At 36.5% G+C, this 21,994-nt stretch carries 22 protein-coding genes, 3 riboswitches and 2 other annotated features (1 of these 27 running past the window's edge); of the genes, 20 read left to right on the top strand and 2 right to left on the bottom strand.

Features of this window, described 5'->3' with window-relative positions; translation table 11 throughout:
* The first annotated feature begins 18 nt into the window (after positions 1–18).
* Positions 19–201: riboswitch (Lysine riboswitch) on the top strand.
* A gap of 182 nt (positions 202–383) precedes the next feature.
* The 11 genes from lysA (at position 384) to AAIE21_RS07655 (ending at position 10,557) form a co-directional block, all read left to right on the top strand.
* Positions 384–1,700, top strand: coding sequence for a diaminopimelate decarboxylase (lysA, locus tag AAIE21_RS07705; protein WP_343266219.1), 1,317 nt, complete (start codon positions 384–386; stop codon positions 1,698–1,700).
* A gap of 116 nt (positions 1,701–1,816) precedes the next feature.
* Positions 1,817–1,924: riboswitch (SAM riboswitch) on the top strand.
* A gap of 70 nt (positions 1,925–1,994) precedes the next feature.
* Positions 1,995–2,138 (top strand): YezD family protein, encoded by a 144-nt coding sequence (locus AAIE21_RS07700; protein ID WP_003196202.1) that lies wholly within the window; start codon positions 1,995–1,997, stop codon positions 2,136–2,138.
* Positions 2,139–2,222: 84 nt separating this feature from the next.
* Entirely contained in the window at positions 2,223–2,927 is a 705-nt protein-coding gene (locus tag AAIE21_RS07695; protein WP_343266218.1) for a phosphoadenylyl-sulfate reductase, read from the top strand.
* A gap of 45 nt (positions 2,928–2,972) precedes the next feature.
* Positions 2,973–4,109: a sulfate adenylyltransferase gene (gene sat, locus AAIE21_RS07690; RefSeq protein ID WP_343266217.1), complete on the top strand. Its 1,137-nt coding sequence runs from the start codon at positions 2,973–2,975 to the stop codon at positions 4,107–4,109.
* Positions 4,110–4,121: 12 nt separating this feature from the next.
* Complete coding sequence (gene cysC, locus AAIE21_RS07685) at positions 4,122–4,715, top strand: adenylyl-sulfate kinase (RefSeq protein ID WP_336452664.1); 594 nt, start codon at positions 4,122–4,124, stop codon at positions 4,713–4,715.
* A gap of 11 nt (positions 4,716–4,726) precedes the next feature.
* Positions 4,727–6,349, top strand: a complete 1,623-nt coding sequence (locus AAIE21_RS07680) for a nitrite/sulfite reductase (protein ID WP_343266216.1) — start codon at positions 4,727–4,729, stop codon at positions 6,347–6,349.
* Between the two features lie 11 nt (positions 6,350–6,360).
* Positions 6,361–6,561, top strand: coding sequence for a DUF3906 family protein (locus AAIE21_RS07675; protein WP_343266215.1), 201 nt, complete (start codon positions 6,361–6,363; stop codon positions 6,559–6,561).
* Between the two features lie 96 nt (positions 6,562–6,657).
* Entirely contained in the window at positions 6,658–7,434 is a 777-nt protein-coding gene (gene cobA, locus AAIE21_RS07670; RefSeq protein WP_343266214.1) for a uroporphyrinogen-III C-methyltransferase, read from the top strand.
* Between the two features lies 1 nt (position 7,435).
* Positions 7,436–8,188: a sirohydrochlorin chelatase gene (locus tag AAIE21_RS07665; RefSeq protein WP_343266213.1), complete on the top strand. Its 753-nt coding sequence runs from the start codon at positions 7,436–7,438 to the stop codon at positions 8,186–8,188.
* On the top strand, positions 8,163–8,786 hold the full coding sequence (locus AAIE21_RS07660; RefSeq protein ID WP_343266212.1) for an NAD(P)-binding protein: 624 nt from the start codon (positions 8,163–8,165) through the stop codon (positions 8,784–8,786). The genes AAIE21_RS07665 and AAIE21_RS07660 overlap by 26 nt, the downstream gene beginning before the upstream one ends.
* A 54-nt stretch (positions 8,787–8,840) precedes the next feature.
* Positions 8,841–9,087: a binding site (T-box leader), on the top strand.
* Positions 9,088–9,198: 111 nt separating this feature from the next.
* Positions 9,199–10,557, top strand: coding sequence for a sodium-dependent transporter (locus AAIE21_RS07655; RefSeq protein WP_343266211.1), 1,359 nt, complete (start codon positions 9,199–9,201; stop codon positions 10,555–10,557).
* A gap of 188 nt (positions 10,558–10,745) precedes the next feature.
* Here AAIE21_RS07655 and AAIE21_RS07650 read toward each other — a convergent pair whose 3' ends face one another.
* Positions 10,746–12,020, bottom strand: a complete 1,275-nt coding sequence (locus AAIE21_RS07650) for a murein hydrolase activator EnvC family protein (protein WP_343266210.1) — start codon at positions 12,018–12,020, stop codon at positions 10,746–10,748.
* Positions 12,021–12,441: 421 nt separating this feature from the next.
* On the opposite strand from AAIE21_RS07650, the gene gltP reads away from it, so the two are divergent.
* The 9 genes from gltP to AAIE21_RS07605 all read left to right on the top strand — a co-directional run bounded on the left by gltP (position 12,442) and on the right by AAIE21_RS07605 (position 20,452).
* Positions 12,442–13,716: a glutamate/aspartate:proton symporter GltP gene (gene gltP, locus AAIE21_RS07645; protein WP_343266209.1), complete on the top strand. Its 1,275-nt coding sequence runs from the start codon at positions 12,442–12,444 to the stop codon at positions 13,714–13,716.
* A 67-nt stretch (positions 13,717–13,783) separates the two neighbouring features.
* A complete protein-coding gene (locus AAIE21_RS07640; RefSeq protein WP_343266208.1) occupies positions 13,784–14,302 on the top strand; it encodes a ribonuclease FAU-1 family protein in 519 nt (172 codons plus the stop codon).
* Positions 14,303–14,452: 150 nt separating this feature from the next.
* Positions 14,453–14,557, top strand: a riboswitch (SAM riboswitch).
* 94 nt (positions 14,558–14,651) lie between these two features.
* Positions 14,652–15,968, top strand: coding sequence for a Na+/H+ antiporter NhaC family protein (locus AAIE21_RS07635; RefSeq protein ID WP_343266207.1), 1,317 nt, complete (start codon positions 14,652–14,654; stop codon positions 15,966–15,968).
* Positions 15,969–16,287: 319 nt separating this feature from the next.
* Complete coding sequence (locus AAIE21_RS07630; RefSeq protein WP_343266206.1) at positions 16,288–16,644, top strand: lmo0954 family membrane protein; 357 nt, start codon at positions 16,288–16,290, stop codon at positions 16,642–16,644.
* A 231-nt stretch (positions 16,645–16,875) separates the two neighbouring features.
* Positions 16,876–17,538 (top strand): PspA/IM30 family protein, encoded by a 663-nt coding sequence (locus tag AAIE21_RS07625; RefSeq protein ID WP_343266205.1) that lies wholly within the window; start codon positions 16,876–16,878, stop codon positions 17,536–17,538.
* 107 nt (positions 17,539–17,645) lie between these two features.
* Complete coding sequence (liaF, locus tag AAIE21_RS07620; protein WP_343266204.1) at positions 17,646–18,386, top strand: cell wall-active antibiotics response protein LiaF; 741 nt, start codon at positions 17,646–17,648, stop codon at positions 18,384–18,386.
* Positions 18,386–19,438, top strand: a complete 1,053-nt coding sequence (locus AAIE21_RS07615; RefSeq protein ID WP_343266203.1) for a sensor histidine kinase — start codon at positions 18,386–18,388, stop codon at positions 19,436–19,438. The genes liaF and AAIE21_RS07615 overlap by 1 nt, the downstream gene beginning before the upstream one ends.
* Position 19,439: 1 nt before the next feature.
* Positions 19,440–20,072 carry a response regulator gene (locus tag AAIE21_RS07610; protein WP_343266202.1) on the top strand — a complete coding sequence of 211 codons (633 nt, stop codon included), beginning with the start codon at positions 19,440–19,442 and terminating at the stop codon, positions 20,070–20,072.
* Positions 20,073–20,188: 116 nt separating this feature from the next.
* Positions 20,189–20,452, top strand: coding sequence for a DUF3992 domain-containing protein (locus AAIE21_RS07605; protein ID WP_343266201.1), 264 nt, complete (start codon positions 20,189–20,191; stop codon positions 20,450–20,452).
* 32 nt (positions 20,453–20,484) lie between these two features.
* On the opposite strand, the gene brnQ3 is transcribed toward AAIE21_RS07605, so the two are convergent.
* Entirely contained in the window at positions 20,485–21,840 is a 1,356-nt protein-coding gene (gene brnQ3 / locus AAIE21_RS07600) for a branched-chain amino acid transport system II carrier protein BrnQ3 (RefSeq protein ID WP_343266200.1), read from the bottom strand.
* Positions 21,841–21,898: 58 nt separating this feature from the next.
* Positions 21,899–21,994: a binding site (T-box leader), on the bottom strand; it runs 163 nt beyond the window's last position.

Genomic DNA, 21,994 nt, shown 5'->3' with positions numbered 1-21,994 from the left:
AGACTTACCTCATCTACTCTCAAAGGTAGAGGCCGCGATAGGAAAGAGTAAGCTATGGGAGATTTAGTGGAATCTTTGATCATAGATTGAAAGGGACTATTGCCGAAATATAAGAATGACCACCTCATTCATATATTGGGACTACATTGAATAAATGTAGTACTGTCATAAAATTTTATTTTATGGAGAGCTATTTGGAGATGTTGATGCGGTTTCTTATTTGAGAAGATAACAACTCGTTTATTTTTTCATGATACATGATTCCTAATAAGAAACGCGTGTGAACATTGTTCCGCGCGTTTTTTGTTTACCTAAAAGCGTGCTGCAATGAATAGAAGAAGATTGGGGTTATCAGTTTTAGAGGAAATAAGGGAGGAATTCAAATGTATTTACACGGCACAAGCCGAATCAATGACCAAGGACACTTAGAAATTGGAGGGTGCGATACAACGCAGCTAGCAAAACAATATGGAACACCGCTTTATGTATACGATGAGGCTGCTATTCGGGAAAAATGTCGCGCATTTCATCGTGCATTTCAGGAAAGTGGGTTCTCTTACCAAGTAGCATATGCAAGTAAGGCGTTCTTGTGCATGGAGATGTGCCGAGTAGCTCGTGAAGAAAATATGTCTTTAGATGTTGTTTCAGGGGGAGAATTATATACTGCTTTGCAAGCTGGTTTTCCTGCATCGCGTATTCATTTTCATGGTAATAATAAAACTGAGGAAGAGATCGTAATGGCGCTGCAAGCAGATATCGGCTGCTTTGTGGTAGATAATTTCTTTGAAATGGAAATATTACATGACTTAGCACAGCAGTATGGAAAAATTGTAAATATATTAATTCGAGTTACACCTGGAGTAGAGGCGCATACACATGAATATATTACAACAGGGCAAGATGATTCGAAATTCGGTTTTGGAGTTTCCACCGGCCAGGCAATGCAGGCGATTCAAATCGCACTAGAGAAATCAAATTATAATGTATTAGGTATTCATTCGCATATTGGTTCGCAAATTTTTGAAACAGCAGGATTTGTTCGAGCGATTGAAGTATTGCATGGCTTTTTAGAAGAGATAAGAGAACAAACTGGTTATGTTGTAACGGTGTTAAACGTCGGCGGAGGTTTTGGTATTCGCTATACGGAAGCTGATACACCACTTACACTTGAAACATATGTGTATGCTGTAACTAACGCAGTGAGAGAACAGTTTATACGAAATAATTATCCCCTTCCTGAAATATGGATTGAACCAGGGCGTAGTATTGTCGGGGATGCAGGAACAACAATTTATACAGTAGGAGCTGTAAAAGATATTCCGGGCATTCGTAAGTATGTGTCAGTCGATGGAGGAATGACAGATAACTTAAGACCAGCTTTATATGGAGCTCGTTATGAGGCGATGCTAGCAAATCGAGGGAAAGAAGAGGTTGAAGAAGTTGTTTCAATTGCTGGAAAGTGTTGCGAGAGTGGGGATATGCTTATTTGGGATATAAAACTGCCCCAAGTTGTTACAGGTGATCTGTTAGCAATCTCTTGTACGGGAGCATATGGATATTCTATGGCGAATAATTACAATCGTATTCGTAGACCGGCTGTAGTATTTGCAAAAGGCGGAGCATCACAAGTTGTTGTTGAACGTGAAACATATGAAAATATAATTGGGAACGATCGCATACGCATAAAAGAACTTGTGTAATCAATAGAAAGGAGTTGTTCGAACTGGGCAGCTCCTTTAAAAAAATAAAAAAATATAAAATATATCGGAAAACTAGGATTGAAAAAAAACAGAATTATGATAAAATACAAATACAAAGCTTATCAAGAGAAGCGGAGGGAACTGGCCCGATGAAGCTCGGCAACCTGCTTATAGGAGCAAGGTGCTAAGTCCAGCAAAATGGTATCCATTTTGAAAGATAAGGTAAAATATATTACCGAACAGTCTTTTCGAAATGGAAAAGATTTTTTTTATGAATGAAAAGGGGGGCTGTTCGTGGGAGTGCGTGGTCATTTTGACGAAGTAGCTGAGAAAATTCAAACGATGCTTGCGGATATGAAATATGGTTCCATTACAATTGTTGTGCAAGATGGAAAAGTGATTCAGCTTGAAAAAAGTGAAAAAGTACGCTTAAAGTAAAAACGCTGACTAGAAAAACTAGAGGCGGTTTTAACCTATTTTATTAGGTTAAAACCGCCTTTTTGCGTTACAGGGGGAAAGAGAATGTTAACGTATGAAACGTGGGAAGAGGATTTCGTTTCTTTTTCTGAGAAAGATGAAACAAAGGGAGCGTCGCAAGTATTAGAGTGGGCTTATAAACATTATGAAGGTGAAATTGTATACGCATGTAGCTTTGGGGTAGAGGGGATGGTTTTGTTACATCTTATAAACCAAGTAAATCCATCTGCGAAAGTTGTTTTTTTAGATACAAATGTTCATTTTCAAGAAACATACGATTTAATTAAACGAGTACGCGAAAGGTTTCCAGATCTCGAAATTATTGAAAAGCAACCTTCGCTTACGCTTGAGGAGCAAGCAAAAAAACATGGAGATAAGCTGTGGGAACATAATCCCAATCTTTGCTGTAAACTAAGAAAAATTTTACCGCTTGAAGACTCTTTATCGAATGGAAAAGCGTGGATATCAGGGCTAAGAAGGGAACAATCTGAAACACGTAAACATACAAGGTTTATCAATCAAGATCATCGCTTTCAGTCTATTAAAATTTGTCCACTTATTCATTGGACGTGGAAGGAAGTATGGCGTTACGTATATAAGCATGATTTACCTTACAATCCATTACACGACATTGGTTACCCAAGTATAGGGTGTGAAAAATGCACGTTGCCTGTGGGAGAAGGTGGAGATTCAAGGGACGGACGATGGGCTGGAAAGATGAAAACGGAATGTGGTCTTCATTATCAATAAGGTCATGATTGATTTTAAATATATGTGAAAGAGGCGGACAGAAAAATGAGTAAAACAAACATATTAGTAAATCGTGTTGATGAAACATATGACACAAAAAGTATCGCAAAAGAAATTGAATTAGACAAAATTGCTTTAAGTGATTTAGAGCTTCTTGCGATAGGTGGTTATAGTCCGCTTACAGGATTTTTAGGGAAAGAGGATTATCAATCTGTAATTGAAACAATGCGCTTAGTAAGCGGTAGTGTATGGAGTATCCCTATTACGTTACCAATAACGGAAGAAAAGGCGAAGCAATTAAAAATTGGTGAAGAGGTTCGTCTTGTTAAAGAAGGAATCACGTATGGTGTTATTCAAATAGAAAATATTTTTACACCGGATAAAGAGAAAGAAGCATTGCTTGTTTATAAAACGACTGATATTGCCCATCCAGGTGTGAAAAAATTATATGATAGACCGAATATTTATGTTGGAGGAGCAATCACGCTTGTAAAGCGCTTTGAAAATGATAAGTTTGCTTCTTATCATTTAGATCCAAGCGAAACGCGTGCAGAGTTTGCAAAGCGCGGCTGGAAAACGGTAGTGGGGTTTCAAACGAGAAATCCTGTTCATCGTGCGCATGAATATATTCAAAAGTCTGCACTGGAAATTGTAGACGGTTTATTTTTAAATCCACTTGTCGGTGAAACGAAATCAGACGATATTCCGGCTGATGTGCGTATGGAAAGTTATGAAGTGCTTTTGAAAAATTATTATCCGAGAGATCGTGTCTTTTTAGGTGTTTTTCCGGCAGCAATGCGTTATGCAGGGCCACGTGAAGCGATATTTCACGCACTGGTTAGAAAAAACTTTGGCTGTACACATTTCATCGTGGGGCGTGATCATGCTGGGGTAGGAAATTATTACGGTACGTACGAAGCGCAAGAGATTTTTGTGAACTTTACAGTAGAAGAGTTAGGGATTACACCGCTCTTTTTTGAGCATAGCTTTTACTGTACAAAATGTGAAGCGATGGCTTCTACGAAAACATGTCCGCATAGTAAAGAAGAGCATGTTATTTTATCGGGAACAAAAGTAAGAGAAATGTTGCGAAATGGAGAGATACCACCAAGTACATTTAGCCGTAAAGAAGTTGTAGAAATATTAATTCGTGGTTTACAAAAAGAAGTCGTAACAAAATAAGGAGAGAGTAAGATGGGCGTAAATATAACTTGGCATACAGCATCTGTTTCAAAAGAAGAAAGACGAAAGAAAAGTGGTCACCACAGCTTTGTACTTTGGTTCACAGGGTTATCAGCTTCTGGAAAATCAACAGTAGCAAATGCGGTTGCTAGGAAATTGTTCGAAAAAAATATTGGGAATTATGTACTAGATGGCGATAATATTCGTCATGGTTTGAATAAAGATTTAGGATTTTCCGAAAGAGATCGGACAGAAAATATTCGCCGGATTGGTGAAGTGGCGAAGTTATTTGTAGATCAAGGGACAATTGTACTAACAGCATTTATTTCTCCATTTCGAGTGGATCGCCAGCAAGTAAGAGATATTCTCAAAAAAGATGAGTTTATTGAAGTGTTTGTAAAGTGTCCAATAGAAGAATGTGAGAAACGTGATCCGAAAGGACTTTATAAAAAAGCGAGACAAGGCGATATTAAGCAATTTACTGGTATTGACTCGCCGTATGAAGAACCTGTAGAGGCAGAAGTAGTAGTAGAAACACATCTTTATTCAATCGAACAATGTGCAGAACAAATTATCGGTTACTTACAAGAGCGTAGCTTTATATAGGGGGAATAAAAATGAGTTATGAAAAAGTGTGGGCAAACAATGAAAAGTTAAATGCTACAGAGAAAAAGAAATTAGAAAAAGATGGCTTAGCAATTTTTAAAGCGATTCCGTATTATGCTGAAAATGGATTTGATTCTATTCCGAAAGAAGAGTGGGATTCTTTTAAATGGGCAGGGCTATATTTGCAACGCCCAAAAGAGGCAGGGTATTTCATGATGCGTGTGAATATTCCTTCTGGTATTTTAACGAATGAACAAGTTGAAGTATTGGCTTCTATTGCAGAAGATTATGGTCGTGATGTTCTTGATATTACTACAAGACAGGCGATTCAATTCCATTGGCTTGAAATTGGTCAAATACCAGATATTTTTAACCGCTTAGAAAGAGTAGGGTTATCATCAGCAGGAGCTTGTGGTGATATTACAAGAAATATTATTGGGAATCCCCTTGCTGGTATCGATGGTGATGAATTATTTGATACAGCACCAATTGTAAAAGAGGTATACGAGTTCTTCCAACATAATGAAGAATTTTCGAATTTGCCTCGAAAATTTAAAATGTCAATTAGCACAAACGTATATAATGCAGCAAATGCGGAAATTAACTGTGCTGCCTTTATTCCAGCTACAAAAGAGATTGATGGAAAAACAGTAGAAGGATTTCATTTGCGAGTAGGTGGGGGATTATCTGCCCGTCCGTATTTAGCGCAGGAGTTAGATTTATTCATACTGCCTGAACAAGTGAAGTCGGTAGCAATTGCAATTGCTACAGTTTTCCGTGATTTCGGATATCGTGAAAAGCGACATTTAGCACGTTTGAAATTTTTAGTTGCTGATTGGGGTGCGGAAAAATTCAAGGAAAAATTATTAGAATATACAGAGCCTTTACACAATAAAGGGAACGATGCTTTAAAAGGATGGAATGCAGGTTATTTCTACGGTGTTCATAAGCAAAAACAAGGTGATTTATCATACGTTGGTTTTAACGTACCTGTTGGTCGCTTGCATTCTGAGGAGTTGTTTGAAATTGCTAGAATTGCGAAGCAGTACGGAAATGGCGAGATTCGCACATGTAATTCGCAAAATTTTATTATTCCAAATATTCCTAAAGAAAACGTTGAGGCACTTTTACAAGAACCATTGTTTGAATCGATTTCAGCAAAACCAAAATCATTCATTGGGTATGCAGTTTCTTGTACGGGAATTGAGTATTGTAATCTTGCATTGGTAGAAACAAAAGCGCGCTTACGAAATATTGCCGACTATTTAGATACACAACTTGTACTTGATGTACCAGTTCGTATTCATATGACGGGATGCCCGAATTCATGTGGTCAAAGGCAGATTGCGGATATCGGATTACAAGGCGTGAAATTGAAGACGAAAGAAAAAGGAATTGTTGAAGCGTTTGAAATTTACGTAGGTGGTACGTTATTAGATGGTGGTGTTTATAACCAAAAATTAAAAGGAAAGATTGATGGGGAAGACCTTCCGGATGTTCTTGTATCGTTTTTAACATACTTTAAAGAGCATAAACTGCCAGCTGAAACTTTTTATGAGTTTGCAGAACGCGTTGGAGTAGAAAATTTACAATCCACGTTAAATACAATTTTAGAAGAAGTGATTGCATCTTAGGAGGGAGCAATATGGATTTGTATCGTTTTGAAGCAGTGTTGGCAAATGGTGTTGTTCCTGTAGTAGTTGTTGCACAAAGTGAGGAACAGGCATTTAGACTTGTTGAGGTAGAATTAGAGAAGTATTTTTTACCGCTGCCAGAAGTGAAGGAAATCGCTCTGCATGAAAAAAAGAAGATTCGCAAAGGTGCAGCATTTGTTATTCATGAGTAGGAGATATTGTAATACAAAATGACATCGATTTGAATAGAAACTTCCATTCGTAATAGGAATGGAAGTTTCACTTTATAGTAGAAATGAGGAGAGATGATGGGAAAAGTATATATTGTTGGTGCAGGGCCGGGAGATCCAGAGTTAATTTCTGTAAAAGGAGTAAAGTGTATCGAACGAGCGGATGTTATTTTATATGATCGCCTTGTAAATAAAGAGTTACTTTCTTATGCCAAACCAGAGGCTGACTTAATATATTGCGGGAAACTACCAAATTATCACACGATGAAACAAGAAACCATTCACGCCTTTCTTGTTAAATATGCGAAAAAAGGAAAAATTGTAACGCGATTAAAAGGCGGAGATCCATTTGTATTCGGAAGAGGTGGTGAAGAAGCAGAAGCGTTAGCGAAGCATGGTATTCCGTTTGAAATTGTACCTGGTATTACAGCAGGGATAGCTGCTTCTGCATATGCGGGTATTCCTGTAACGCACCGGGATGCGAGCGCAAGTTTTGCTGTTGTGACAGGGCACCGAAAAGAAGGTGCTGAAGAAGAAGTGAAGTGGGAAAACTTAGCAAAAGGTGTCGACACGCTTGCAGTTTATATGGGAGTAAGTAATCTTCCTTATATATGTGAACAACTTTTGAAACATGGGAAAGAGGAAGGCACACCAGTTGCTATTGTAGAATGGGGAACGACATCATCTCAGCGAACCATTACAGGAACGTTAGGGACAATTGTAACGATTGCTGAAAAAGAACAGATTCAAAATCCGAGTATGATTGTGATTGGAGAAGTTGTTCGTTTTCGTGAAAAAATCCATTGGTTTGAACAGCAGGCGGACATTACGTATCCAGTAAGCGGAGTGTTATAAAATGAAAGCTGTGTTATATATATGCCATGGAAGTAGACTGCGAGAGGCGCAGGAAGAAGCGATAGGTTTTGTTTCTTCTTGTATGAACCATGTATCAGCGCCTATTCAAGAACTGTGTTTTTTAGAGTTAGCAAGGCCTTTTATTTCAGAAGGTTTTGCTAATTGCGTAAGAAGAGGAGCAACAGAAATTGTAGTTGTTCCTGTCTTTTTATTAGCAGCAGGACATGTGAAAGAAGATATTCCAAATGAACTTCAAAAAATGCAAAATAAATATCCCCACATTGCAATTACTTACGGAAATCCGTTTGGTGTTTCAGAACCCCTTGTAGCAGCTACATATGAGGGAAGCGGCATTAAAGCGTTAGAAAGTGAAGTGACCTTATTGCTTGTTGCAAGGGGGAGTAGTGATCCTGAGACGTTGCAAGATATGAACCGTATTGCTTCTTTGTTTGAGAAAGAAGAGAAAATTAAAAAAGTAGAAGTATGTTATTTAGCTGCAGCAGAGCCACAATTTGAGGAAAAGTTAAAAGAAGTTGTACAACGAGTTAATGAGAACATCGTCGTTCTTCCTTATTTATTATTTACAGGATTGTTAATGAAACATATTGAACGAGAAGTTCGCAATTATAGTTATTTGAATATATATGTAAGTCCTTATTTAGGAAGAAATCATGTATTTCAAGAGATGTTGATTCAGAAGACGGAAGAAATTTTAAGGGGAGATGAGCATGTATCCACTTACAGTACGAATTGAAAAGAAACATGTTGTTGTCATTGGCGGTGGCAAAGTGGCATCATTTAAAATTGCTCCTTTACTAAAAGAAGGAGCAAATATAGTTGTAGTGAGTCGTGAATTAGATGCGAGTTTAGTAAAGCTTGTAGAATCGAAGCAAATTCTTTGGTTTCAAAAAGATTATGAAAAAAGTGATCTAGAAGGTGCTTTTTTAGTAGTGGCAGCTACAAGTGATTCAAAATTAAATGAATCTATTGCGAAAGATACATCATTAAACCAGCTTGTTAATGTAATTACTAACCCCGAAAGCGGAAATGTTCATTTTCCGGCGGCTGTTCATCGAGGGAAGCTTAATGTTGCCGTTTCTACTGGAGGTGCCAGTCCAAAACTTGCGAAAAAAATTCGGGATGATATTGCGGCGAAATACGATGAGGTATATGAAGATTACCTTGATTTTTTATATGAAGTGAGAATGAAAGTGAAGAAATTGTCTCTAGAAAAAAGAAAGCAGAATAGTTTATTACAAGAAGTATTGAAGTCTGAGTATATTCAAGATCAACAAAAAAGGGAAAAGTTTTTACAAGAGCTAGAAGAAAGGGTGTATAAAAGAATAAATTAAATTCTTCTTTACAAATATAGCAATCTACTCTATAATCACAAGTAACTTCAATAGATGAAATCGATGAGCAAGAAGAGTACGTATATTTGATGCGTTCAGAGAGCTGGGGTAAGGTGTGAGCCCGGTACGATAAAATATACAGAATGGGCTTGCGAGAGGTATGCTGAACAGATTAGTAGGCAACCCGGGTTCCGCCGTTAAAAGGATAGGGTATCGGAAGTTTTCCTGTACCTGAACAAGTGGGATTGTTGATCCAATTGAGGTGGTACCACGGTATTCTATTACATATATCGTCCTCTACATGCATAGTAGCGTGTAGGGGACTTTTTTATTTTCTAAAGGAGGTGGGCGAGTATGAAATGAAAGTGTATAATTAAGAAAAATATAAATATTCAGAAAAGGAGAAATTACGATGAAAGAAACACAGCAATGGACGTCGAAAATTGGTTTTGTACTCGCAGCAGCCGGAGCCGCAGTAGGACTTGGAGCAATATGGAAGTTTCCATACGTTGCAGGTAATGGCGGGGGAGGAGCATTTTTTCTAGTCTTCCTATTATTAACGTTATTTATTGGTATGCCTCTTCTTTTAGCGGAGTTTGTTATTGGTCGTAGTACGCAAAAAGAAGCGGTTACTGCATATAAACTATTAGTACCAAATAGTAAATTATATCCATGGATTGGTCGTATGGGTGTTGTCACTTGTTTTAGTGTATTATCCTTTTACAGTGTCGTAGGTGGATGGATTTTATTATATTTATATTATAGTGTGACAGGAAACTTTTGGAGCGGAGCGATGGAATACGGAAAATTGTTTGAACAAACAATTTCCAATCCTGCTAGTGCAGTAGGTGCTCAGCTAATCTTTATGCTCTGTACCATTTTTGTTGTAAGTAAAGGTGTAGAAAAAGGAATCGAAAAAGCAAGTAAGTATATGATGCCCCTATTATTTATTTTATTTATTGCTATTATTATTCGTGCTCTTACACTTGATGGGGCGTGGGCTGGTGTGGAATTTTTCTTAAAACCGGATTTTTCAAAGTTAACAGCTGATACGATTTTGTATGCGATGGGACAATCCTTCTTTTCATTAACAGTAGGAGCTTCGGTAATGGTAACGTATAGCTCATACTTAAAGAAAGAAGAGCATTTAGCGAAATCAGCAACATCAATTGTAAGCTTAACAGTTTTTATTACAGTACTTGCAGGATTAGCAATTTTTCCTGCGATATTCGCATTAGGGGTTAAACCGACAGAAGGACCAGGATTATTGTTTATTATTCTTCCGGCTGTATTTGCGAAAATACCATTCGGACAATTTTTCTTTATTATGTTTTTAATTTTATTCTTCTTTGCAACGTTAACTTCTGCAATCTCAATGCTTGAAATTGTTGTTGCATCTGTAGCAAAAGATAATGAGAAAAAACGTCCTTCAGCATCATTTATTATTGGATTACTCATTTTTGCGGTTGGAATTCCATCAGCGTTATCATTTGGAGTTATGAGTGATGTGAAAGTCTTTGGAAAAACATTTTTTGACTTAGTGGATTTTGCAGTAAGTAATATATTGCTGCCGCTAGGGGTACTAGCAATTTCATTGTTTGTACCAAATAAAATGAGTAAAGACTTATTAATGAAAGAGTTAGAAGTGACAGAGACGAAAGGGAAGACATTATTTAACGTGTGGTTTTTCTTACTACGCTATATTATTCCGGTAACGGTAGTGATTGTATTTTTAAATGCAATTGGTGTGTTTAAAATGTTTACAAAATGAGCGGGGGTCTTTCCCCGCTTTTTAATTTGATTTTAGTTTTGTAGTTGTATTCATTATAATCGTTAGGTAAATGGTGTTTTTAACAATATATATGATGCCATATATTGTTAAAAAATGACGGACGGGACAGTATAACTACATTTAGGTTATTTATATAAAAAACTCGGCATGCGCCGAGTTTTTTGCCGTTAAATATAAGGTGCTGGATCTACTGCGTTTGTTTTACCTACATTCCATTCACCAATATGAATTTCAAAATGTAAATGTTGACCGGTAGATTGTCCAGTGTTTCCCATGAAGCCTAATTGTTGTCCTTGTTTTACAGTTTGTCCGACAGATACAGAGCGGCTGCTCATATGAGCGTATACTGTTGTATATGTTTTGCCGTTCATACGATGTGATAAATAGACAACATTTCCATAACTAGATGACATATCAGATCGAATTACAACACCATCAGCAGCGGCTGCAATTGGTACTGTACCAGAAGCTGCGATATCTAAACCAGCGTGGTGACCTCGTGAAGGATCGTTAAATCCTGAACTGAATCTTCCGGTTGCTGGTTTGATAAAGCCACTTTTATTTGTATCTTGTGGTGTTGGAGCAGCTTGTACACCTTCCTTAGCAGAAGCGGCTTGTGAAGCCTGTTTCTGTGCTTCCTCAGCTTTACGAGCTTCCTCTGCCTTTCGTGCTTCTTCAGCTCGTTTTTCTTCCTCAATTGCTTTTTGAACAGCTTGGCGTTGATTTTCTAAAATGCCTTTTGATTCTTCTAAACCTTCAATCTCAGAATCTACTGTGGATACTTTGGCGTGTAAATCGCTAATAAGTGCTTGTTGTTCTTGCTGGTTTTTTTGAAGTTCTTGCTGTTTTTGCTCCAACTTTTGTTTTGATTCATTCAGTTGTTGTTCTTTTTTTTCAACAGCTTCTTTTTCTGTTTTTACAGTTTCTTGATCGGTTGTTTGTTTTTTTACAATTTCTGTATCGTTGTTTAAAATCAAGCTAACAGAATACATATTATCAACAAGATCTGCAAAATTGTTTGAGTTCATTAATACTTCAGTTACGATATTTGTTCGAGGTTTTTCTTGCATGGATTGAAGTCGTTGTTTAATGACGTCCTGACGAGTGTCAATATTTGTTTGCAATTGCTCGATACGTTTTTTCTTCTCGGCAATTGTTTGTTGTGTTTTGCTAATTTCTGTTTTTATATCATTTAAATCAGCTTCATTTTTATTGATAGAAGCTGTTAATTCATCAATCTTTTTTTGTAAGTCTTTTATTTCTTTTTCCATCTGTTCTTTTTCTACTGACTTGTTCTGCAATTCTTGTTGGTTATCCTCTAATTCGGATTGAATATTAGATAATTTATCTTGACTTGTTTCCGCATGTACTGATGGTAGCAACGGGGAAACAAAAATAGTGCCTGCTGCTAAGACGCTGAAAGCTACAAATTTCTTTTTCATAATAGTGGTCTAGCTCCTTTCCCTATGATGTATATATCATAATTGGAAGAATACTGTCTATTGTTGTAATCATAATGTAAAGAAAGTTTTATAAATGTACTATGAATTGTCGGAAATGAGGTAATTTTTGTATATTATGTCGTTTGATGTAATGAGAATAAAGGAGAGAGAACATTGATAAACACTTTAAGGAATCGTTCTCATGTTAGGTTTTCTGACATGGGTTTTATTTTTGTCAAGAAAATTATTTGCGTTCACGCAAACTTATTTTGTTGTCAGATTTCATTTTTTGATTTATCATTTTTAACAGGGACAAAAAATGTAGTGAATTGTCGAATAATATGTAATACTCTTAATTTCTTAGTTTTATAGAAAAAAGAAATGTAGAGTTAGAGCATCTAAGAAGGGGGTTGCAGCAAGTATGAAAAGGATAGGACTTGCATGGCAAATTTTAATAGGACTTGCGCTTGGTATTGCAGTAGGGGCGATTTTTTATGGCAATACAGCAGTTGCAGGATACTTACAACCAATTGGTGATATTTTCATCCGATTAATTAAAATGATTGTTGTACCGATTGTCGTAGCGAGCATTGTTGTTGGCGTTGCTGGCGTTGGTGATGTGAAAAAGCTAGGACGATTAGGCGGAAAGACAATTCTTTATTTTGAAATTATTACAACAGTTGCAATTGTTGTTGGTCTACTGGTAGCGAATATTTTCCAACCAGGAAAAGGCGTAAATATGGATGAGTTAACAAAGACAGATATTTCTAAATATACGCAAACGACAGAGCAAGTGCAGAGTCACTCTTTTGCTGATACATTTGTAAACATTGTTCCGACAAATATTGTAGAATCATTAGCAAAAGGTGATATGCTTGCTATTATTTTCTTCTCTGTACTATTTGGTTTAGGGATTGCAGCAATCGGTGAAAGAGGAAGACCGGTTCTTCAATTTTTCCAAGGTGTAGCGGATTCAATGTTTTATGTAACAAACCAAGTTATGAAATTCGCACCGTTTGGTGTATTTGCTTTAATTGGTGTAACGGTTTCTAAATTTGGTCTTGCTTCATTAATTCCATTAGGTAAACTAGTGATTGTTGTTTATGGATCCATGATTTTCTTCGTGGTAGTAGTATTAGGACTTACAGCGAAAATATTTGGTATTAACATTTTCCAATTCTTTAAGATCTTAAAAGACGAGCTTATTTTAGCGTATTCTACTGCAAGCTCAGAAACGGTTTTACCGAAAATCATGGAGAAAATGGAGAAGTTCGGTTGTCCGAAAGCAATTACATCTTTCGTTATTCCGACAGGTTATTCATTTAACTTAGATGGATCAACTTTATATCAAGCCATTGCAGCGATTTTCTTAGCGCAAATGTATGGCATTGATTTATCTCTTACGCAGCAAATTACATTATTGCTTGTATTAATGGTTACATCTAAAGGGATTGCGGGTGTACCGGGTGTATCATTTGTTGTATTATTAGCAACATTAGGTACAGTAGGTATTCCGGCAGAGGGATTAGCATTTATCGCAGGTATTGACCGTATTTTAGATATGGCTCGTACAGCAGTTAACGTAGTAGGTAACTCTTTAGCAGCTGTTGTTATGTCTAAATGGGAAGGTCAATATGACGATGCAAAAGGACAAGCTTATGTAAAAGAGATTTCTCAAAAACAGCAAGTAGCTTAATTATTATTCGAAAAGCTCTCACATATTATGTGAGAGCTTTTCTATATAGAAAAAGGAGCGGAGAGTAATGAAACGGAAGTACGGAAACGGTTCTTCTTGGGAGCGATTAATAGAGAAGACGTATACGGTGAAGAACATAGGAGAAGGTATGTTAGGAATATTGCATATGCTGAAAGTGAAAGAGCCTAGTTTTAAAGAGTACAACGATAGAGAGCTTTGTATTGTAAACGATGGATATACGTGGGTGCAATATTTTATAAATGATAAAAACTTTGCAATTACAGCTATGTTAAATGAAAGAATGGAATTAGTACAGTATTATATTGATGTGGCGGAAAAATATAAAATAGATGAACGAGGTATGCCGTATTTTGATGATCTATATTTGGATGTAGTGCTATTACCAAATGGTGATGTATATTTGTTGGATGAAGATGAATTAGAAACAGCGTATATGGATGGAGATATTTCGAAAGAAGAATATAAAGTAGCTTGGAATACAGCTAGTTGGATTATTGAAGCAATTGGAAAAGAGAATTTTTCTTGGATTACAGTTTTAGAAACAGAAATTGAAAAATTAAAATAATATTTTTTTTTACAGAAAGCTTGATTTATTCGTATTTTTGTATAAATATCAAAAAATACCAATGATTTTTACATAAATAATAATTGACTTTTGATTTGTAAGCGAGTAAAGTTAGGGAAGAAATTATTATTAAAAATAAAATATGAAACCTTCTTATAAAGAGAGGCGGAGGGACTGGCCCTACGATGCCTCGGCAGCGGACTCGCAACAGAGTGCTGTGCCAAATCCAGCAAGCATGTGCTTGATAGATGAGGAGAGTGTTTCTTATAGATGTATAAGACCTCTTCTTTTGGGAAGAGGTCTTTTGTTATAAGATAGAAAAGGTTTAGAACTAGGGAGAGATGTTATTTTGAAACAAATGAAGGGAAATGGCTTAGCATTATTACCTCTTGGAATATTCTTAGCGCTATTTATTGGCTCTGGAATCATTACAGGGGATTTTTATAAATTGCCGATACTTGTAGCTATTTTAATTGCTGTAGGGACTGCATTAGTGATGAACAGAAAAGAAAGCTTTACATCAAAAGTAGAACGGTTTGCCAAAGGGGCTGGTAATCCGGATATTATGATTATGGTTTTGATTTTTGTACTTGCTGGTGCGTTTTCTGAAACAGCAAAAGGAATGGGCGGGGTTGACTCTACAGTTAATTTAGCGCTATCTATTTTACCACAAGGGTTTATCGTTGCAGGAATTTTTGTTATAGGTGCCTTTATTTCATTAGCAATGGGAACTTCGATGGGGACTATTGCAGCGATAGCACCAATTGCAGTAGGGATTAGCCAGCAAACAGATATTTCTATTGCGTTAACGATGGCAACAGTTGTTGGCGGGGCGATGTTTGGTGATAATCTATCGTTTATTTCTGACACGACAATTGCAGCAGTTCGTTCACAAGGTACGGAAATGAAAGATAAGTTTAAAACAAACTTTTTAATTGTTTTACCAGCTGCAATTATTACAATTATAGTATTGGTTTTCCTTACATTAGGAAATCATACAGAAATCAAAGCTCACACATTTGACTGGGTGAAAATATTGCCGTATGCGGTTGTGCTTGTTACAGCTTTACTTGGATGGAATGTGCTTGTTGTGTTAGCAGGCGGAACGGTTCTATCAGGTTTTATTGGTCTTATTGATGGAAGCTACACATTAGCTAGCTTCTTTAAAAGTGTTACAACAGGGATAAATGGAATGATGGAGCTTGTATTACTAGCAATTTTAATCGGTGGAATGGTTGAAATCATTCAATATAATGGTGGTATTCAATATTTAATGAATACATTAACACGTAATATTCGTTCGAAAAAAGGTGCAGAATTTGGAATCGCTAGTTTAGTTAGTCTGACAAATATTTGTACAGCGAATAACACAATTTCTATTATATTCACGGGTCCACTTGCAAAAAATATTGCCGATCAATATGAAATTGATCCAAGAAAATCAGCGAGTGTATTAGATCTTTTTTCATGTTGTGTACAAGGATTAGTTCCATATGGTGCGCAAATGTTAACGGCGGCAGGATTTGCGGCATTGTCACCGGTTGAATTGCTACCATATGCGTTTTATCCGATTTTGGTTGGAGTTTGTGGCATAGTTTCTATTTTAATTGGTTTCCCTCGGTTTTCGAAGGTAGCAGAAAAAGAGCAATATCATAAAACAGCGTAAAGAAGAGGATGTCTTGTATAAGGCATCCTCTTTCTTTATGAATCGCTCTTTGATTTACAATGTGAAAAGGGCTTATAGGATGCAACAAGAATTTCATAAGGCTTAATAAAAATTTTAAATATATATTCTAATTAAAGGAATTGATACTTTTATTAAGTCTATTCTTTTTAGCTCCCAGCTTGTTTTATATTCCATCACCATGTAGGGCTGACCTGAAATAGGTCTTAAGTCTGATTTGAAAACGGTTCTTAAGCTCGTTATGGGAAAACGAAAAAATAGTTAAGATAAGAGTATCAAATCGAAGGGAGGCAAGCACAAGATGAAACAATTTCTAGCGTTTATCGCAGCCGGTATTTTGGCTTTAATTGCTCTTGGTAGTCTTGCTGGTATTGTAGGGTTCGCAATTGGAGCAGGGATTGTGTACTGGAGCTATAAATCATTTGTGCGAGCACAATCATTTTTTGGAAAGTTAGCTTGGGGTATTGCTGGTTTAATCGGCTTGTCAATCGCCCTTTCTCATTCCCCAGCATTAATCGGTATCGCAGCATTAGTCGTTCTATACTACGGATACCGTGAGTGGAAAAAAGAAAAAGATGTAGTAGTTGATTCTGCTTCAGAAGGAGCTAAACCATATAGCAACTTTGAAGATGAGTGGAACAAGTTAATGAAAAACTAATATATAAATCCAAATCAAAAAACAAAATAAACTCTTTCTTTTTAGGTGGGAGAGAGCATCCGGCCATGCATAGAAGCGGTCAGATCCTCTTTTTGTCCCATGCCAAGTGAAAACAGTGAGAGAAAACCAGTGTAAGTCACCTTTTGTTCTTTGTGACAGCGACTTATATGTAGAAAAATAAACAATGAATTTAAATGAAAAAACTTTAGAGTAGAAGAGAGGAAGATTAGAATGAAACAATCTTTATTCGGACGTGTACGCGATGCGATTTTAGCAGATTTTCATAATGTTTTAGATGAGAAAGAAAGAAAAAATCCAATTGCTATGTTAAATCAATATTTACGTGATAGTGAGCGTGAAATAACAAAAATTGAAAAGTTAATCGAGCGTCATAAAACATTAAAATCTAACTTTGCTCGTGAACTTGAGCAGGCTCGTTATTTCGTAAATAAGCGATCAAAGCAAGCTGTAATTGCACAAGAAGCAGGAGAAATCCAATTGCATGAACGTGCATTAGAAGAAGTATCATACTATGAAGGGCAAGTATCACGCTTAGAAGAGATGTATGCAGGTGTAGTAGAGCAAATTGATGAGTTAGAACGCCGTCTTTCTGAAATGAAAAATAAGTTAAAAGAAATGAATGCAAAGCGTATGGAATTAATGGCACGCGAAAATATGGCCCATGCGAACCGTCGTATGAATACGGCTCTTCATAAAATGGATGAGAATAATCCGTTCTTACGATTTGAAGAAATTGAAGATCACATTCGTGATTTAGAGCTTCGCATGAATGAAGATCATGAGCGTGATACATTTGATATGAAAATTGCAAAGCTTGAACGCGAAATGAAAGAAAAAAATGAAGTATCTTTAGACAAAGAAGTAATAAAATAATTGTAGTATATTATAAAACGAGCTTATGATATAGTGATAGAAGAAAAGGTGTTGGAAAGCAATACCTTTTTCTTCTATTTATATGTAATAAGAAGGGGGGAGCTGAAATGAAGAAACAATTTTCAAAATCACAACTAGTGGGGATGCTCCTCATCATATTTGGATTTGGACTTTTTCTTGATATGGTTCTCGGACATTTTGAACCGGGTGCCCTTATTTTTGCGTTTATTATGATTATGTTTGGAAGGCACTATCGAAAAAAGAATCGTTATGTGAGAGGGAATGTGTTTTTATTTGTCGGGGGGATTGTTTTTTTATTCTTCCTGTTTTCATCGGCAGCCTTCGTGCTCGTTGTATTTGCTTGCTTAGCTTTCATTGGTTATCAGCTTATTCAAGGACAGCAGAAGCCAAAAACTATACAAGTAGAAATTAAGGAAAAAGGATATATAGATGAAGAAAAACAAATCTATCGTACAGAACCATACCTAAAGAATATAATGGTTGGTAACATAAGAATGATGGACCATATTTATGAGTTAGAAGATATTAATGTCCAGTACGGAGTCGGTGATGTTGAAATTGATTTGACGACGGCAATGATTCCAGAAGGAGAAACAGTTATTGTTATTCGGGGTGTCATTGGTAACATTCGTTTGTATGTTCCATATGATATTGAACTATCTTTAAACCATTCTGTCATCATGGGAAGAGTTTTGCTTCCGGGGCATGAAGAAACAGGTTTTAATCGAAATGTTACGTTTAAGACAGAACAGTACAAAGAAGCTCCTCGACGTATTAAAATTATTTCTTCGCTTGTCGTAGGCGATACGGAAGTGAGGAAAGTATAATGAAAAAGCAAGGAAATATTTCATGGATGTACATTCGTTATTCTATGTTCTCTTCTGTTAGCATTGCACTTATTTGTACAGTTGTATATGTATGGAAAAGCGGCCAAGATGTATATGATTTATTATGGAAAGAATCCATTGCTTCTGTTCCAATTGGCTTGTTAATCATAAGTACAAGTCTTCTTATAGGCGGAATTGTAGGGTATGCGATTGGGTATTATATGCAGCAGCGTATTCAAGGCTTAAATACTTTCTTGTTTGAGGTAGAGAGAGGTAATTTCCCAAAGGATGTTTCGTTTACTGCGGAAGATGAATTTCATGAAGTAGAGCGAAAAGTCATTGCGTTGGCTCGAAGATTAGAGGAACAGGCCGGATTATTTCAAAAAGTAACGAATGAACGAGCTCATTGGAATGAAGAAATGAGACAAGAAGCGATTTCTCAAGAAAGGCATCGATTAGCAAGGGAACTGCATGATTCAGTGAGTCAGCAGCTTTTTGCAATGTCTATGATGATGTCAGCTATTAATGAACAAGTAGCTCAAATTCCAGAAACAACCAAAAAACAATTGCAGCTTGTAGAAAGTATGGTTGTCAATGCACAATCAGAAATGCGAGCATTGCTTCTTCATTTACGTCCTGTGCAACTAGAGGGTAAAAAATTAACAGAAGGTATAGAAGAACTGTTAACAGAACTTTCTAGAAAACAACATATGAAAATTGAATGGTTGATTGAGCCAATCCAATTAAAAAAAGGCGTGGAAGATCATTTATTCCGTATTGTACAAGAAGCATTGTCTAATACATTGCGACATGCCAAAGCAAAGAAAACGGAGGTTCGTCTTCGTCAAATTGATCAATATGCAATTTTAAAAATCATTGATGATGGTGTTGGGTTTGAAGTAGGTGTCAATAAAGCTGGATCATATGGTCTAAGGTCTATGCAAGAGCGTGTCCATGAAATTGGTGGAACATTAAAGGTATTAAGTTTTCCGAATAAAGGTACACAAATTGAAGTGAAAGTACCAATTATGATAGAGAGAGAGGAGGAGTAGCATGATTAAAGTATTGCTTGTTGATGATCATGAAATGGTGCGGATGGGTGTATCGGCGTATTTATCAACTCAGCCGGATATCGAAGTGGTTGGAGAAGCTGAAAACGGAAGAAAAGGTTCAGAGTTAGCATTAGCATTAAAGCCGGATATTATTTTAATGGATCTCGTCATGGATGAAATGGATGGTGTTGAAGCGACACGTGCTATTATCCAAGAATGGCCAGAAGCAAAAATTGTAGTCGTGACAAGCTTTTTAGACGATGAAAAGCTGTATCCTGTTATTGAAGCTGGGGCAACAAGTTATTTATTAAAAACCTCAAGAGCAAGTGACATTGCTGATGCAGTGAGGGCGACTTATGATGGGGAAACAGTACTTGAGCCAAAGGTTACTGGGAAAATGATGTCGCGTATGCGTCAAAAGAAAGAACAACCTCTTCATGAAGATTTAACAGAACGAGAGTCTGAAATTTTATTATTAATTGCAGAGGGAAAAAGTAATCAAGAAATTGCGGATGAGCTATTTATTGCATTAAAAACTGTGAAGACACATGTAAGTAATATATTAAATAAATTAAATGTAAGTGATCGTACGCAGGCGGTTATTTATGCATTTAGACATCAATTAACAAAATAAGATGGAGCTTCCACTGGAGATGACTTGTTTCATTAGTGGGAGTTTTCTTTATTGACGCATATATTTGAAAGCGTTATCATTTAATTAGAAATACTACATACAAAGGGGGAGAGCGTATGTTAGTTCAAACAATATTTGAACAGAGTAAAAAAGAAAAGTTAGGGAATTACGTGAATGCATTGCAAGCACTAAATGAGCAATATGATATTGAAACAGATTGTATAGCAATAATTGAAGCGACAGAAGAATATTATTTGTTTTTAGTAAAACAAACAGAATATTATGATGTTGTAAAAGTAGAAACAGTTGATACGAACCTTGAGTATTATACAAAAGCATATAAAGTAAGTAGTTTTAATCATACTTCTTATCAAATATAAAAAAACTCCCTTATATATGGGAGTTTTTTTTACTAGGATGCTTTAGGTTCAGAAGGAGTTTCCATTAGTGGTACTGGTTTTGTACCTTTTAACTTCGCGACTACAAGGCCGATGATTGCACCAGCTAGTGCGGGTAAGACCCAACCGATTCCTTCGTTATATAATGGGATGGATTCAAAGTAAGAAGTAATGAATGTCACAGGCACATTCCCTTGTTTTAATCCATCAAATATACTTACGACTGCAGCTCCAATTAAAGAGCCAACATAAACAGAACGATAGCCACCGAAGTACTTATGAAGTAGTGATAGTAGTACAAGCACTATAGCGATTGGATATACAACTAGTAAAATTGGAACAGAGATTGCAATGATTTTTGTTAAGCCTAGGTTTGCTACTAGAAGTCCTAATACACAAATTATACCTGCTAGACTTTTGTATGAAAATTTTGTAAATAAAGTTGAGAAATATTGGCTACATGCAGATACAAGTCCAACGCATGTTGTTAAACAAGCAAGTGTAACGATGAGCGCTAATAAGGAAAGGCCGTATGGACCGAATAATTGTTGAACGATAACTGTAAGTAATTGTCCACCATTTTTGGCATATCCGAGTGAAACGCTAGTTACACCTAGCCACCCAAGTGCTCCGTATACAAGTACGAGCCCTGTAGCTGCAATAAGCCCTGCTTTTGTCGTTGCGATTGCGATTGCCTTGCGATCTTCTACACCTTTTGATCGGATTGCATTCACGACGATAATCCCAAATGCAAGAGCTGAAATTGTATCCATTGTTAAATACCCTTCCATAAATCCTTTGAAAGTAGGCGAAGTTTGATACTCTTGCATTGCTGGACCAGATTGTCCAAGTGGTGTAAATACACTTTTTACAAATAATAAGAAAATAGAAAGTAATAAAATAGGTGTTAACACATTTCCAATTCGGTCTACTAGTTTAGAAGGGTTTAAACTGAGCCAATATACAATGGCAAAGAAAATGATTGTATAAACAAATAATGTGAATCCACTGGTACGAATTGCTTCTGGTAGAAAGGAACTAACGCCCATTTCATAAGCGACATTAGCGACACGTGGAATTCCCATAGAAGGGCCAATTGCAATATATACGATGACTGTAAAGAAAATTCCGAACATTGGGTGGACATGACTTGCAAGCTGCTGCATACCGTTACCTGAAAGAGAGATTGCAATAACCGTTAATAGTGGCAGGCCAACCCCTGTTAGTAAAAATCCAAACATTGCTGGCCAAAAGTGTTCACCAGCATTTTGTCCAAGCATTGGAGGGAAAATTAAATTACCTGCTCCAAAAAATAAAGAAAATAGCATAAGACCCGTGAAAAAAACATGTTTTTTTGATACAGTGTTCATTGTTTTTCCTCCTTTTTATAAAAATTCATCTGTAGGAACACAAAAAACTCGCCCCTTAAAAAGGGACGAGTTATATTTACCCGCGATACCACCCTAGTTCATACACGTAGAATTACATCTATATGTATACGGCTTTACAACGTACAACATGATA

Origin of the sequence: Paenibacillus sp. 102 (assembly GCF_039549175.1) — a bacterium.
In the GTDB taxonomy this organism is placed as follows: Bacteria; Bacillota; Bacilli; order Bacillales; family Bacillaceae_G; genus Bacillus_A.
The sequence above is the reverse complement of the archived record's forward strand: the minus strand, read 5'-3'. Positions and strand labels throughout refer to the sequence as shown.

What these genes read in the sequence shown, in the direction of transcription:
- AAIE21_RS07605 (WP_343266201.1), top strand. Translation starts at nt 20,189, where the DNA reads ATGTTAGTTCAAACAATATTTGAACAGAGTAAAAAAGAAAAGTTAGGG.
- brnQ3 (WP_343266200.1), bottom strand. Translation starts at nt 21,840, where the DNA reads ATGAACACTGTATCAAAAAAACATGTTTTTTTCACGGGTCTTATGCTA.
- liaF (WP_343266204.1), top strand. Translation starts at nt 17,646, where the DNA reads ATGAAGAAACAATTTTCAAAATCACAACTAGTGGGGATGCTCCTCATC.
- AAIE21_RS07665 (WP_343266213.1), top strand. Translation starts at nt 7,436, where the DNA reads ATGAAAGCTGTGTTATATATATGCCATGGAAGTAGACTGCGAGAGGCG.
- AAIE21_RS07650 (WP_343266210.1), bottom strand. Translation starts at nt 12,020, where the DNA reads ATGAAAAAGAAATTTGTAGCTTTCAGCGTCTTAGCAGCAGGCACTATT.
- sat (WP_343266217.1), top strand. Translation starts at nt 2,973, where the DNA reads ATGAGTAAAACAAACATATTAGTAAATCGTGTTGATGAAACATATGAC.
- AAIE21_RS07610 (WP_343266202.1), top strand. Translation starts at nt 19,440, where the DNA reads ATGATTAAAGTATTGCTTGTTGATGATCATGAAATGGTGCGGATGGGT.
- gltP (WP_343266209.1), top strand. Translation starts at nt 12,442, where the DNA reads ATGAAAAGGATAGGACTTGCATGGCAAATTTTAATAGGACTTGCGCTT.
- AAIE21_RS07660 (WP_343266212.1), top strand. Translation starts at nt 8,163, where the DNA reads ATGTATCCACTTACAGTACGAATTGAAAAGAAACATGTTGTTGTCATT.
- AAIE21_RS07615 (WP_343266203.1), top strand. Translation starts at nt 18,386, where the DNA reads ATGAAAAAGCAAGGAAATATTTCATGGATGTACATTCGTTATTCTATG.
- lysA (WP_343266219.1), top strand. Translation starts at nt 384, where the DNA reads ATGTATTTACACGGCACAAGCCGAATCAATGACCAAGGACACTTAGAA.
- AAIE21_RS07625 (WP_343266205.1), top strand. Translation starts at nt 16,876, where the DNA reads ATGAAACAATCTTTATTCGGACGTGTACGCGATGCGATTTTAGCAGAT.
- cysC (WP_336452664.1), top strand. Translation starts at nt 4,122, where the DNA reads ATGGGCGTAAATATAACTTGGCATACAGCATCTGTTTCAAAAGAAGAA.
- AAIE21_RS07655 (WP_343266211.1), top strand. Translation starts at nt 9,199, where the DNA reads ATGAAAGAAACACAGCAATGGACGTCGAAAATTGGTTTTGTACTCGCA.
- cobA (WP_343266214.1), top strand. Translation starts at nt 6,658, where the DNA reads ATGGGAAAAGTATATATTGTTGGTGCAGGGCCGGGAGATCCAGAGTTA.
- AAIE21_RS07695 (WP_343266218.1), top strand. Translation starts at nt 2,223, where the DNA reads ATGTTAACGTATGAAACGTGGGAAGAGGATTTCGTTTCTTTTTCTGAG.
- AAIE21_RS07680 (WP_343266216.1), top strand. Translation starts at nt 4,727, where the DNA reads ATGAGTTATGAAAAAGTGTGGGCAAACAATGAAAAGTTAAATGCTACA.
- AAIE21_RS07640 (WP_343266208.1), top strand. Translation starts at nt 13,784, where the DNA reads ATGAAACGGAAGTACGGAAACGGTTCTTCTTGGGAGCGATTAATAGAG.
- AAIE21_RS07675 (WP_343266215.1), top strand. Translation starts at nt 6,361, where the DNA reads ATGGATTTGTATCGTTTTGAAGCAGTGTTGGCAAATGGTGTTGTTCCT.
- AAIE21_RS07630 (WP_343266206.1), top strand. Translation starts at nt 16,288, where the DNA reads ATGAAACAATTTCTAGCGTTTATCGCAGCCGGTATTTTGGCTTTAATT.